Below are 11,521 nucleotides of genomic sequence, written 5' to 3'. Positions count from 1 at the left end.
GAGGAGGACTCATGGCCATCGTCCAGACGCCGCACGCCGCCGTTTCCGCGCGTCCCCGGCGCCCAGCCCGCGACACCGGGATCGACTTCGTCCGGGCGCTCTGCGTGCTGGGCGTGGTGCTCCTGCATTCGATCATGGTGGGGGTCACGGTCGCCGACCAGGGCCCTGTCTTCACCAATGCCAGCGACGGCACCGCGTGGATCGCGCCGCTCAGCTGGTTGCTCCAGGTGATGCCTCTCTTCTTCGTGATCGGCGGCTTCTCCGGACTCCTCGCCTACCGGCGGACTCGGGAGCGCGGAGGCACGGCGATCGGATTCATCGCGGGTCGACTGCACCGCCTGCTGCGGCCCGCCGTCTTCACGATCGCGGCCGTCGGGGTGGGTCTGGCACTGCTCACGGTCGCCGGGGTCCCTGCCGACCTCATCGCGACCGCGGGATTCCGCTACGGCCAACCCCTGTGGTTCCTCGGCGTGTTCCTGCTCTGCCAGACCCTGCTCCCGCTGTTCGCCTCGGCGCACGAGCGGGCTCCGCATCGCACGATCACCGTGCTGGCCGCGGCGGCGATCGCCGTCGATGTGCTGCGCGCCGTGACCGGACTGGAAGGGCTCGGCTTCCTGAACCTCGCCTTCGTCTGGATGGCCCTGCAGCAACTCGGCTTCTTCCTCGCCGACGGACGCATCGACGCGCTCCGCAGGCGCACACGGGCGGCAGCCGGATTCGGTGCGTTGCTGGTGCTCGTCGTCACGTTCGCGTCCGGCCTCTACTCCTCCGACCTGATCGCGAACATCAATCCGCCGACCGGAGCGCTCCTCCTCGTGGGTGTTGCGCACACGAGCCTGCTGTCCTTGCACCGCGAGCGGCTCGAACGTTTCAGTCGGCGACCCCGCGTCGCAGCCTTCACCGGATTCGTGACCGCCCGCACCATGACGATCTACCTCTGGCACATGCCCGTGCTGCTCGTGATGGCGGGCGTCACCGCGGTCTCCGCGATGGCCGTCGGGGCCACCCTTCCCGCACTCGACAGCGCGGGCTGGTGGGCCGGCCGTCCACTCTGGCTCGTCACCGCCCTGGCACTCACCGCACTCGCCGCCGTCGCGTTCACTCGATTCGAGGCACAGCCCGCGCCGCAGGCGACGGCTTCGCGACCACGGCTGGTGGTCGGTGTCCTGAGCGGTCTGATTGGCATCGTGCTGCTCCTGGTGCTCGGCACCTCGGTGGCCACCGCGCTGATCGCCGTCGCACTGGTCCTCAGCGCTCTCCGCCTCTGCTCCCAGGAGAAGACCTCGCCGTCACCGGCAACGGGTGTCCTCGTCCCGGCCTAGAGGTCAACCGATACCCCGGGCCGCCAGCGCGTCACCGACCTCGTCCGCATGACGCAGGGCCAGCACGAGCAGGGGGACGACCGCGCGCACCCCCAACCGCACGCCACGGGCGCGCTCCGCCTCCCGGAGGCGTTCGAGGAACCCGGCCATCACCGGGATCGTCGTGAGGGTGAGTGAGACGGTGAGGGCCGCCGCATCGGGATCCACCCCGAAACGGTGGAGCGGCCGCAGGAAGCGACGGAGCACAGCGAGGAGGTCGGACACTCGCGTTGTGAGCGTCAAGAGACTCGCGAGGAGGAGCACGGCGACGACTCGCCCCGTATTGACCCAGGCGGCGGAGAGCGAGACGAAGACCGCCAGAGCGACGCCGAGCACGACGACGAGCCAGCGCAGACGCCAGATCTCGACGAACGGCGCCCGGAGCGGGAGACCGCCGATGGCGTACAGCGCCACCACGACGGTCAGGGATACGGTGATGCTGAGCGGGTCATGCGGGTACAGCGACAGGACGAGGGATCCGAGCGCCAGGGCCGCCAGCTTGAACGTGACACGAGCCCGATGGAGGATGCCGTCCCCGGGAATGTACAGTGCGATCATGCGCACGCCCGACGGTAGGCCTCGATCACCGTCGCCGGCTCACCCACGGTACTGACCCGCCCCTCCTCGAACAGCACGACCGCCTCGCAGCGCGCGGCCAGTTCGAGATCGTGCGTCACGACCACCACCTGGGATGGCTCCGCGAGCAGGAGATCGCCGATGCGGCGCGCGTTGCGGAGATCGAGGAGAGTCGTCGGCTCATCGGCCACGATCAACTCAGGCTCGGTGATGAGCACGGAAGCGAGCGCGAGCATCTGCTTCTGTCCGCCGGACAGACTCGACGCCGGGACATCGGCGTGGCCCGCCAGACCATGCGCGTCGAGCGCCGCGCGCACCAGCGCGTCCGCCTCTGCTTTCGGACGCCCGCGCACCGAGAGCGCGAGATCTTCAGCCGGTGTCGGCATGAGGATCTGCGCGTCGGGATTGGTGAACACGAACCCCACACGCCTGCGGAGGTCCGCCCGATCCCGCTGCGGATCGATCCCGTGTACCGACACGTGACCGCGGCTCGGTGCCACCAGCCCGTTCAGAAGTCGCACGAACGTCGACTTCCCCGACCCGTTCGCTCCGATCACGGCGATCGTGGGGGCGCTCAGCTCCAGCGTGACGTCCTCGAGCACGGAGCGACCATCGAACTCCACCGACACCCCGTCGACCGCGATCACACCGTGTGTGACCTGGGTTCGTCCTGCCTTCGTCATCGCTTCCTCCGCTGCCGCGCCAGTGAACCTGAACAGTGTTCACCTGAACGCCGTTCACTATAATGGGCGCATGACCCCCGACCCCAATCCGGCACGACACGATCGAGACAGCGTCGCCCGCAACGCGCTCGAACTCCTGGATGAGGTAGGGCTCGCGGACCTCTCGATGCGGCGCATCGCCGGTCGGCTCGACGTCCAGCCGAGTGCCCTGTACTGGCACTTCGCGAGCAAACAGGAGCTGCTCGCCGAACTCGCCGATCGCATCACGGCGTCGATCCCCCTCCACGGCACCGACGTCTTGGAGACCGCACGCGGGATCCGCGACGCCCTGTTCGCGTATCGCGACGGCGCGGAACTGGTGCTCAGCACCTATGCCCTGCAGCTCGGCTCATCGCACGCCCAGTCTGCGCTGACACAGGCGCTGCGAGCCCAGGGGGCGATCGATGCCGACGAGCGTGGTGCCGCCCTCCTGCACTTCGTCCTCGGGCACGCCACCCTCGTCCAGCAGAGAATGCACGCCGACAGTCACGGAGCACTGCTCCCCACCCCGGAGCCCGATGTCACGGCCGGGCTCGACCGGGTCTTCGACCTCGGTGTCCGCGCCCTCGCCGGCGAACTCAGCGCGCGGGCGACTCCGACGCCTCCCCGAGGCTGAGGCTGAGGCTGAGGCTGAGTCCGGGATCCTCGGCTACCACGGTGAGCGGTGCCGCCCTGTGGAGCGACGACCACGCACGTCTCAGCATCGGGCCAGGGGTCAGCGATCGACGAGCGCGGCGATGCGCTCGACTGCTTCGGTGAGAATCTCCGGACTCGTGCCGAAGTTCAACCGAACGTGCCCGGCGCCTTCGATCCCGAACGCGGGGCCGAAGTGCAGAGCGACTTTGGCGTCCCTCAGGATACGGCGTGCGGGGTTCTCCCCCCATCCCAGGGCGGAGAGGTCGATCCAGGCAAGGTATCCCGCGTCGGGTATGCGATAGCGGGCGCCGGGCAGATGCGAGGCGAGCAGGTCTTCGAGGAGGACGCGATTCTCGTCCAGGGTGCGCAGCAGACCGTCGAGCCACTCATCGCTCTCTTCCGAGAACGCGGCGACGGCAGCCAGGAGCCCGAACTGCCCCGTGCGCCACTCGACTTCCACCGGAAGACCCCGCACGACCGCGGTCGTCTCCTCATCGGCCGTGACCATCAGCGCGCACTTGAGCCCGGCGAGGTTGAACGCCTTGCTGGCGCTGACCACCGCGTATCCGACCCGTCGAGCGGCGTCGCTCGCGGCGAGGAAAGGAGTGAACCCCGTCCCGGGTTGTGCGAGCGGCGCGTGGATCTCGTCCGAGATGACCGCGACGCCGAACTCCTCGGCCAGGTCCGCGAGAGCAGCCAGACTCTCCCGAGCGTGCACGGTTCCGGTCGGATTGTGCGGATTGCACAGCAACATCGCCGTCGCGCCGTCTTCGAAGGCGCCGCGGATCCCAGCGAGGTCGAGCTCCCACCCGATCCCCGTGTCGCGCAGCGGCACCCTCTCGACCTCGGCACCGGACTCGGCGACCAGGTCGTAGAAGGGCGGATACACCGGCGGGGTCACGACGACTCGCTCACCCGGCTGGGTCACCCGACGCAGGATCTCGACGAGGCCCATGCTGACATCCGCGGTGCTGCGCATGCGGGCGGGATCCGGGGACCACCCGTAGCGGCGCGCCGCGAACGCCGCGAACGACTCGGCGAGGGGTGTCCGGGAAGCCACGTAGCCGGTGTCGCCGACCGCCACCGCGCGCTGCAGCGCAGCCGAGACGGCAGGTGCGAGCGGGAAATCGGTCTCTGCGACGAAGAGCGGAAGCACGTCGGCCGGGTACTCGCGCCACTTCTCGCTGCTGCGCTCACGGAGTTCTGCCAGAGGCAGCGCCTTCACCTGAAGCATTCGTTCTCCCGAGATTCGACACACGCCATCGCGGTGTCCCCCGAACCGGCGCGCGTCGATGACGCCGACCGACGGTCCTCCGTGACGGTCAGATCGCGAAGCCGAGAGCGCGCATCATGTCGCGCCCGTCGTCCGTGATCCGCTCCGGACCCCACGGCGGCATCCAGACCCAGTTGATCCGGAAGCGATCGACGACGCTGTCCAGAGCCTGAGCCGTCTGGTCCTCGAGGACATCGGTGAGCGGGCACCCGGCGCTGGTCAGCGTCATGTGGATGACGAGAGCATCGTTCTCGTCATCCCAGGCGAGGTCGTAGATGAGGCCGAGGTCGACGACGTTGATCCCGAGCTCGGGGTCCATGACGTCTTTGAGAGCTTCGGTGACCGCGTCGTACTTCTCGTCCGTGAGGGTCGCTGTCATGCGATCAGCCTACGCCTCGATAGGGGCTGCAGGGTCGAGGAAACGGTCGTATCCCTCGTTCTCCAGCCGGTCGGCGAGCTCCGGGCCGCCCTCTTCCACGATCTTGCCCGCGACGACCACGTGGACGAAGTCGGGACGGATGTAACGGAGGATGCGGGTGTAGTGGGTGATCAGCAGCACGCCGAGCCCGGTGGACTCCTTCGCACGGTTGACACCTTCGGAGACGATCTTCAGCGCGTCGACGTCGAGGCCGGAGTCGGTCTCGTCGAGGACCGCGAACTTCGGCTTGAGCACCTCGAGCTGCAGGATCTCGTGACGCTTCTTCTCACCGCCGGAGAAGCCCTCGTTGACATTGCGCTGCGCGAACTTCGGGTCCATGCGCAGGTTCGACATGGCGGCCTTGACGTCCTTGGTCCACCCGCGGATCGCCGGTGCTTCACCGTCGAGCGCGGTCTTCGCAGTACGCAGGAAGTTCGTCACCGTGACGCCGGGGATCTCCACCGGGTACTGCATCGCGAGGAACAGTCCTGCGCGAGCGCGCTCGTCGACGCTCATCTCCAGGACGTCCTGGCCGTCGAAGGTGATCGAACCGGAGGTCACCGTGTACTTCGGGTGACCTGCGATCGTGTAGGCCAGGGTCGACTTGCCGGAGCCGTTGGGGCCCATGATGGCGTGGGTCTCACCGGTGTTCATGGTGAGGTTGATTCCGTTGAGGATCGGGGTGGTCCCCGCCTCGGTCTCGACCGTCACGTGCAGGTCGCGGATCTCGAGAACAGACATTCTTCAGACTTCCTTAATCACAGTCGGATCGATGAGCACGTCGTCGCCGTCGATCTGGACGACGTAGACCGGGACGGGCTCATATGCGGGGAGATTCTGGGGCTTGCCGGTGAGCAGCGAGAATGCCGAGCCGTGCGCCCAGCACTCCACGGTGTCTCCCTCGACGAACCCCTCGGACAGCGAGATGTCGCCGTGGGTGCAGGTGTCGCCGATGGCGTGGATGACTCCGTCACCGTCCTTGATCACGGTGATGGGCACACCACCCGGGTCGACGCGCAGAGGCGTGTCCTGCTCGAGGTCGGCGACACCGCAGACGCGTTCGGCGGTCATGCACTCACCTCGGCGAGCTCCGCCTCGATCGCCGCCAGCAACTCGGTCTCGAGAGCGGGGATGCCGAGACGCTGCACGATGTCGGTGAGGAAGCCGAGCACGACGAGTCGTCGCGCTTCTTCTTCCGTGATACCGCGGGCCTGGAGGTAGAAGAGCTGCTCGTCGTCGAAACGACCGGTGGCGCTGGCGTGGCCCGCACCGAGGATGTCGCCGGTCTCGATCTCGAGGTTCGGGATCGAGTCGGCGCGCGCGCCCTCGGTCAGCACCAGGTTGCGGTTCGCCTCGTAGGAGTCGGTGCCCGTGGCGTCCGCACCGATCAGCACGTCGCCGATCCAGACGCTGTGGGCGCTCTGTCCCTGCAGTGCCCCCTTGTAGAGGACGTCGCCCTTCGTGTGCGGCCCCTTGTGGTGCAGATACACCTGGCTCTCCAGGTGCTGCCCGGCGTCCGCGTACGAGAGGCCGTAGAGGTACCCCTCGGAGCCGGCACCGGCGAGCTCGACGCTCGGGTTGACCCGCACGACGCCGCCACCGAAGCTGACCACGAAGTGCTTGAGGGTCGCATCCGCGCCCACTCGGGCCTGGTGCGCGGCGGCGTGCACGGCGTCATCGGCCCACTGCTGCAGGCTGATGACGGTGAGCTTCGCCCCGTCGCGGACGATGATCTCGACGTTCTGCGCGTACTGCGCTGAGCCGGTGTGCTGGAGCACGACCGTCGCCGCGCTGTGCTCGAGCGCTTCGATGACGATGTGCGCATCGGCCCGACGCTCAGCGCCCAGACCCGTGATGGCGATGAAGATCGGCTCTGCGACCTCTTCTTCACGCGGGATGCGCACGTGAAGGGCCTCGGAGCTGCCCTGCCAGGCGACGGCGGCCGTGATGTCCTCCGCGAGGAAGACCTCACCACGGGGCTCTGCGCCGACGGCGAGCGGGGCGGCGATGTACTGCTCCCCTGCGCTGTGCGCGTAGCTGACGCCGTCGTTCGGTGACGCGACCTCGAACAGCGGCGTGAGCTGCGCGATCGGGGTGTGCTTCCAGTTGACCTCGCGCCCGGTGGGGGCGCCGAAGTCGGAAGGTTCGAAGGAGTGCGGCCGCTCCGAGCGGGTCTGCACCGGGACGAATCCGGCTTCTGCGACCTGGGCCGCGGGGTCGATGTGCGCGTTCGTGTGCTGCGCCTCGGCAGGCGCTGTCGTAGCGGCGGTCACTAGCCGACCGATCCTTCCATGCCCATCTCGATGAGCTTGTTCAGTTCCATCGCGTATTCCATGGGCAGCTCGCGTGCGATCGGCTCGATGAAGCCGCGCACGATCATCGCCATCGCCTCGTCCTCGGGCATTCCGCGCGACTGCAGGTAGAACAGCTGCTCCTCGCTCACCTTCGAGACCGTGGCCTCGTGGCCGAGCTGCACGTCGTCGACACGGATGTCGATCGCCGGGTAGGTGTCAGAGCGTGACTTGGTGTCGACGAGCAGCGCGTCGCATCGCACGGTGTTCGCCGAGTGGTGCGCCGCGGCGTCCACGCGCACCTCGCCGCGGTAGCCGGCGCGCCCGCCGCCACGCGCGATCGACTTCGAGACGATCGACGACTGGGTGTACGGCGCCATGTGGATCATCTTCGCGCCCGCGTCCTGGTGCTGACCGGGGCCGGCGAAGGCGACCGAGAGCGTCTCCCCCTTGGCGTGCTCGCCCATCAGATAGATCGACGGGTACTTCATGGTCACCTTGGAGCCGATGTTGCCGTCGACCCACTCCATGGTCGCTCCCTCGTGCGCCACGGCGCGCTTGGTGACCAGGTTGTAGACGTTGTTCGACCAGTTCTGGATCGTCGTGTAGCGCACGCGGGCGTTCTTCTTCACGATGATCTCGACGACGGCCGAGTGCAGGGAGTCCGACTTGTAGATCGGAGCCGTGCAGCCCTCGATGTAGTGGACGTAGCTGCCCTCGTCGGCGATGATCAGGGTCCGCTCGAACTGGCCCATGTTCTCGGTGTTGATCCGGAAGTACGCCTGCAGCGGGATCTCTACATGCACGCCCTTGGGGACGTAGACGAAGGAACCGCCCGACCACACGGCCGTGTTGAGCGCGGCGAACTTGTTGTCACCCGCGGGGATGACGGTGCCGAAGTACTCCTCGAAGAACTCCGGGTGCTCACGCAGAGCCGTGTCGGTGTCCATGAAGATCACGCCCTGCTGCTCCAGGTCCTCGCGGATCTGGTGGTACACGACCTCGGACTCGTACTGAGCGGCGACACCGGCGACCAGGCGCTGACGCTCGGCCTCGGGGATGCCGAGCTTCTCGTAGGTGTCCCGGATCTCGGCCGGAAGGTCTTCCCAGGACTGCGCCTGCTTCTCCGTGGAGCGGACGAAGTACTTGATGTTGTCGAAGTCGATCTCGCTGAGGTCTGCGCCCCACGTCGGCATCGGCTTGCGCCCGAAGAGCTGATAGCCCTTGAGACGGGTCTTCAGCATCCACTCGGGCTCGTTCTTGAGGGCCGAGATGCCGCGGACGACCTCTTCCGAGATACCGCGTTTCGCGATGGCACCCGCAGCGTCCTCATCGTGCCAGCCGAACTCGTACACCCCCAGTCCGTCAAGCTCCGGGCGGTCGATCAGTACATCCGACATCCAACACTCTCCTCACAGGTCCCAAACGGTGTCATCCGCCCCGACACACCTGATCCCCGTCGAGTCTGCGGGAGCGGGTGCCGTTGGTGGGCCCTCATCACCGGCGCTTCCATCGCGCCTAAACTGTTGACGATGCTTCAGCGCGGTCAGCGCTCATCGCAACAATCCGATTCTACAGGTTCCGCCTGACAGACGGGCCATGCCCGCCGCGTCGCGCGCGGTCCGGAGGACTTATGCCCGAGACGATGATCCCCGCCTCCCCGAAGACGGACACGGCACCGCCGCGTTCAGCGCTGTGGGGCCGTGCGTTGACGGTCTTCGCCTGGCTCTCCTTCCTCAGCGAGACCATCATCATCGGCACCGGTGGCGCCGTGCGCCTCACCGGTTCGGGACTCGGCTGCTCGGATTGGCCGCTGTGCACTCCCGAGTCCCTCGTCCCGGTCTTCGAGGTGCAGGGCATCCACGGCCTGATCGAGTTCGGCAACCGCCTGATGACCGGCGTCGTCGGGATCATCGCGCTCGTGGTCGTGCTCCTGGTCCTGCGTCGGTACAGCGGGAAGCGCGGCCTGGTCCGGGCATTGTGGTTCGCCGTCGGCGGCATCGTGGGAGCCGTTCTCACCTACTTCCTCGTGACCCTCGTCTCCGGCCTGTCCGGAGCGGAAGAGGCTCCTCTCGCGTTCCCCTTCGCGACGGGTGTCCTCCTCCTCGCGATCATCGCGGCCGCGGTCCACTCGGTGCGCACGACCGCCGCACGACGCGACCTCGTCACTCTGGCCTGGATCGTCCTGGCGGGCGTCGTGGCACAGGCGCTCGTCGGCGGCATCACGGTCCTCACCGGACTCAACCCCTTCATCGTGGGATTCCACTACGCGTCATCGCTGCTGCTGGTGTGCGTCACGGCTGCCTTCCTGGTGCGTCTGAAGACCGCGCCGGGGCCGCGCGAGCGCGCGGTGCCGACCTGGTTCGCGATCGTCACCCACCTGACCGGCCTCGTCCTGGCCATGACGATCCTGTTCGGCGTCCTGACGACCGGTTCCGGTCCGCACTCCGGTGACGCCGACGTGCTGCGCCACGGCTTCGATGCGACCGTGCTCGCGCATGTGCACTCCTGGCCGGGATACATCCTCGCCGGCCTGGTGCTGTTCTTGACGATCGCTGCCTGGGTGCTCCGTCTGGAGCCCCGGCGCTGGCTGCTCGTGCTGGTCCTCGCGATCGTCGTGCAGGTCGGCGTCGGGGTGTGGCAGGCCCGCGAAGGACTCCCCCCGGTGCTGGTCGGCATCCACATGGTCCTGGCCGCACTCTCTGCCGCGACCTACACGGTGGTCGTGCTGCGCTTGCGGCGTCCGGTCCCTGCGGAAGACTGACGTCGCACAGGCGATGCACAGGCGGCGCATCGCCGACTCATCAGCAGGTCGGCGATGATGGCCGCATGAACAAGTCACTCTCACGAAGCATCGGCTTCTGGCTCCTGCTCGTCGTCTCCCTCGCCGCGACCGCGGTGGGTGGATGGCTGATCTCCGGTCAGATCGCCACGATGACCAGCACGCTGCTCGATGGCACCGCCACCGGCATCGAGGTGTACGTCGGACAGTCGCTCGTCGTCGTGGGCGCCGGCGTGCTCGCTGCCGGCATCGTCGGCATCCTGCTGACGCTCGGACTTGTCGCCGCGCGTTCGCTCGTCCCCGCCCCTGCTCCGGCCGTCGTCGAGACGATCGACTGGACGGTGGAAGCGGAGGAGCCGTCGACTCCGGTCGCACCCGAGTCCACCGCGGTCCCGACCACCGAGGTTCCCGCGGACGGTGCCCCCGGCACCGTCGAGCAGGCGGCCGACGCGAAGACCGAGGACGACCCCTCCGTCACCCGCTGATCACCCGAGCTGGAACACGACGGGGCGGCACCGAGAGATCGGTGCCGCCCCGTCGTGTTCGAGGAGTGGTCAGAAGGGCAGCAGCGGATCGACCGCGACCGCGACGAAGATCAACGTCAGGTAGGTGATCGAAGCGTGGAACACGCGCATCGGGCGAGGCTCGGTACCGCGCACCGCACGGTTGTACAGGCGATGCGACTCGTAGATGAACCATCCGCCGAACACCGCGGCGGACACCGTGTACACGAGCCCCATGTCCGCGATCGGCACGAGCAGGAGCGAGCAGGCGACCGTGGCCCAGGCGTACAGGATCACCTGGAGGCCGACCTGCGAGGCGTTGCGCGTGACCCCGAGCATCGGGACGTCGACGTCCTCGTAGTCGTCCTTGTACTTCATCGACAGCGGCCAGTAGTGCGGCGGGGTCCACAGGAACACCAGAAGGAAGAGGATGAACGCCGGCCAGTCGAGCGAGCCGGTCACGGCGGACCAGCCGATGAGCACCGGGAAGCACCCGGCGATGCCACCCCACACGATGTTCTGCTCGGTGCGGCGCTTGAGGATCATCGTGTAGATCACGACGTAGAAGAAGATCGCCGTGGCGGAGAGCGTCGCCGTGAGCCAGTTGGTCGTGAGCAGCAGCCAGACGGTCGAGGTGATCGCGAGCGTCCACGAGAAGACGAGTGCGCCGCGCGCACTGACCTCGCCGGTCACCAGCGGCCGATTCTCGGTGCGATGCATGTGCGCATCGATGTCGCGGTCGAGGTACATGTTGAACGCCGCCGCGGAACCGGCGCTGAGGGATCCGCCGATGACGGTGGCCAGCACGAGCCAGAGGTCCGGCAGTCCGCCCTGCGCGAGGAACATCACCGGCACGGTCGACACGAGCAGCAGCTCGAGGACACGCGGCTTGGTGAGTGTCACGTAGGCCCTCACCGTGCGACCGATGGACGACTTCCTCACGGTCTGATCAGACATCG

Annotated in this window: 13 protein-coding genes; 4 read left to right on the top strand and 9 right to left on the bottom strand. The window is 67.7% G+C overall.

Annotated features, from left to right (window positions below; translation table 11 throughout):
* Window positions 1–11 precede the first annotated feature (11 nt).
* Complete coding sequence (locus tag LVJ59_RS01340) at window positions 12–1,322, top strand: acyltransferase (RefSeq protein WP_232761745.1); 1,311 nt, start codon at window positions 12–14, stop codon at window positions 1,320–1,322.
* Between the two features lie 3 nt (window positions 1,323–1,325).
* On the opposite strand, the gene LVJ59_RS01335 is transcribed toward LVJ59_RS01340, so the two are convergent.
* Both LVJ59_RS01335 and LVJ59_RS01330 read right to left on the bottom strand, forming a co-directional pair.
* Window positions 1,326–1,919: a CbiQ family ECF transporter T component gene (locus LVJ59_RS01335; protein ID WP_232761744.1), complete on the bottom strand. Its 594-nt coding sequence runs from the start codon at window positions 1,917–1,919 to the stop codon at window positions 1,326–1,328.
* Window positions 1,916–2,620, bottom strand: a complete 705-nt coding sequence (locus tag LVJ59_RS01330) for an energy-coupling factor ABC transporter ATP-binding protein (protein WP_232761743.1) — start codon at window positions 2,618–2,620, stop codon at window positions 1,916–1,918. The genes LVJ59_RS01335 and LVJ59_RS01330 overlap by 4 nt, the downstream gene beginning before the upstream one ends.
* A gap of 70 nt (window positions 2,621–2,690) precedes the next feature.
* On the opposite strand from LVJ59_RS01330, the gene LVJ59_RS01325 reads away from it, so the two are divergent.
* A complete protein-coding gene (locus LVJ59_RS01325) occupies window positions 2,691–3,275 on the top strand; it encodes a TetR family transcriptional regulator (RefSeq protein ID WP_052193278.1) in 585 nt (194 codons plus the stop codon).
* A 99-nt stretch (window positions 3,276–3,374) separates the two neighbouring features.
* Here the strand turns inward: LVJ59_RS01325 and LVJ59_RS01320 are convergent, their stop codons facing one another.
* The 6 genes from LVJ59_RS01320 to sufB all read right to left on the bottom strand — a co-directional run bounded on the left by LVJ59_RS01320 (window position 3,375) and on the right by sufB (window position 8,677).
* The gene (locus LVJ59_RS01320; protein ID WP_232761742.1) at window positions 3,375–4,529 is read right to left on the bottom strand and encodes a MalY/PatB family protein; all 1,155 of its coding nucleotides are present in this window, start codon (window positions 4,527–4,529) and stop codon (window positions 3,375–3,377) included.
* An 88-nt stretch (window positions 4,530–4,617) separates the two neighbouring features.
* Window positions 4,618–4,947 carry a metal-sulfur cluster assembly factor gene (locus tag LVJ59_RS01315; RefSeq protein WP_021200756.1) on the bottom strand — a complete coding sequence of 110 codons (330 nt, stop codon included), beginning with the start codon at window positions 4,945–4,947 and terminating at the stop codon, window positions 4,618–4,620.
* A gap of 9 nt (window positions 4,948–4,956) precedes the next feature.
* Window positions 4,957–5,727 (bottom strand): Fe-S cluster assembly ATPase SufC, encoded by a 771-nt coding sequence (gene sufC, locus LVJ59_RS01310; protein ID WP_047520007.1) that lies wholly within the window; start codon window positions 5,725–5,727, stop codon window positions 4,957–4,959.
* 3 nt (window positions 5,728–5,730) lie between these two features.
* Window positions 5,731–6,057, bottom strand: a complete 327-nt coding sequence (locus tag LVJ59_RS01305; protein WP_131491174.1) for a non-heme iron oxygenase ferredoxin subunit — start codon at window positions 6,055–6,057, stop codon at window positions 5,731–5,733.
* Window positions 6,054–7,259 carry a Fe-S cluster assembly protein SufD gene (gene sufD, locus LVJ59_RS01300; protein ID WP_047520003.1) on the bottom strand — a complete coding sequence of 402 codons (1,206 nt, stop codon included), beginning with the start codon at window positions 7,257–7,259 and terminating at the stop codon, window positions 6,054–6,056. The genes LVJ59_RS01305 and sufD overlap by 4 nt, the downstream gene beginning before the upstream one ends.
* Window positions 7,259–8,677, bottom strand: coding sequence for a Fe-S cluster assembly protein SufB (gene sufB, locus LVJ59_RS01295; RefSeq protein WP_131491175.1), 1,419 nt, complete (start codon window positions 8,675–8,677; stop codon window positions 7,259–7,261). The genes sufD and sufB overlap by 1 nt, the downstream gene beginning before the upstream one ends.
* A gap of 233 nt (window positions 8,678–8,910) precedes the next feature.
* On the opposite strand from sufB, the gene LVJ59_RS01290 reads away from it, so the two are divergent.
* Both LVJ59_RS01290 and LVJ59_RS01285 read left to right on the top strand, forming a co-directional pair.
* Window positions 8,911–10,041 (top strand): heme A synthase, encoded by a 1,131-nt coding sequence (locus LVJ59_RS01290; RefSeq protein WP_232761741.1) that lies wholly within the window; start codon window positions 8,911–8,913, stop codon window positions 10,039–10,041.
* A gap of 65 nt (window positions 10,042–10,106) precedes the next feature.
* Complete coding sequence (locus LVJ59_RS01285) at window positions 10,107–10,544, top strand: tetraspanin family protein (RefSeq protein WP_232761740.1); 438 nt, start codon at window positions 10,107–10,109, stop codon at window positions 10,542–10,544.
* 69 nt (window positions 10,545–10,613) lie between these two features.
* On the opposite strand, the gene LVJ59_RS01280 is transcribed toward LVJ59_RS01285, so the two are convergent.
* Window positions 10,614–11,519 carry a heme o synthase gene (locus LVJ59_RS01280; RefSeq protein ID WP_232761739.1) on the bottom strand — a complete coding sequence of 302 codons (906 nt, stop codon included), beginning with the start codon at window positions 11,517–11,519 and terminating at the stop codon, window positions 10,614–10,616.
* Window positions 11,520–11,521 lie beyond the last annotated feature (2 nt).

The sequence above is a fragment of the Microbacterium sp. KKR3/1 genome, from assembly GCF_021272365.1.
In the GTDB taxonomy this organism is placed as follows: domain Bacteria; phylum Actinomycetota; class Actinomycetes; order Actinomycetales; family Microbacteriaceae; genus Microbacterium; species Microbacterium aurugineum.
Note: the sequence above shows the minus strand (reverse complement) of the source record. Positions and strands in the feature narration are given on the sequence as shown.

Excerpts from the sequence above, each read along its gene's own strand:
- LVJ59_RS01340 (WP_232761745.1), top strand. The coding sequence starts at position 12 with ATGGCCATCGTCCAGACGCCGCACGCCGCCGTTTCCGCGCGTCCCCGG.
- LVJ59_RS01335 (WP_232761744.1), bottom strand. The coding sequence starts at position 1,919 with ATGATCGCACTGTACATTCCCGGGGACGGCATCCTCCATCGGGCTCGT.
- LVJ59_RS01330 (WP_232761743.1), bottom strand. The coding sequence starts at position 2,620 with ATGACGAAGGCAGGACGAACCCAGGTCACACACGGTGTGATCGCGGTC.
- LVJ59_RS01325 (WP_052193278.1), top strand. The coding sequence starts at position 2,691 with ATGACCCCCGACCCCAATCCGGCACGACACGATCGAGACAGCGTCGCC.
- LVJ59_RS01320 (WP_232761742.1), bottom strand. The coding sequence starts at position 4,529 with ATGCTTCAGGTGAAGGCGCTGCCTCTGGCAGAACTCCGTGAGCGCAGC.
- LVJ59_RS01315 (WP_021200756.1), bottom strand. The coding sequence starts at position 4,947 with ATGACAGCGACCCTCACGGACGAGAAGTACGACGCGGTCACCGAAGCT.
- sufC (WP_047520007.1), bottom strand. The coding sequence starts at position 5,727 with ATGTCTGTTCTCGAGATCCGCGACCTGCACGTGACGGTCGAGACCGAG.
- LVJ59_RS01305 (WP_131491174.1), bottom strand. The coding sequence starts at position 6,057 with ATGACCGCCGAACGCGTCTGCGGTGTCGCCGACCTCGAGCAGGACACG.
- sufB (WP_131491175.1), bottom strand. The coding sequence starts at position 8,677 with ATGTCGGATGTACTGATCGACCGCCCGGAGCTTGACGGACTGGGGGTG.
- LVJ59_RS01290 (WP_232761741.1), top strand. The coding sequence starts at position 8,911 with ATGCCCGAGACGATGATCCCCGCCTCCCCGAAGACGGACACGGCACCG.
- LVJ59_RS01285 (WP_232761740.1), top strand. The coding sequence starts at position 10,107 with ATGAACAAGTCACTCTCACGAAGCATCGGCTTCTGGCTCCTGCTCGTC.
- LVJ59_RS01280 (WP_232761739.1), bottom strand. The coding sequence starts at position 11,519 with ATGTCTGATCAGACCGTGAGGAAGTCGTCCATCGGTCGCACGGTGAGG.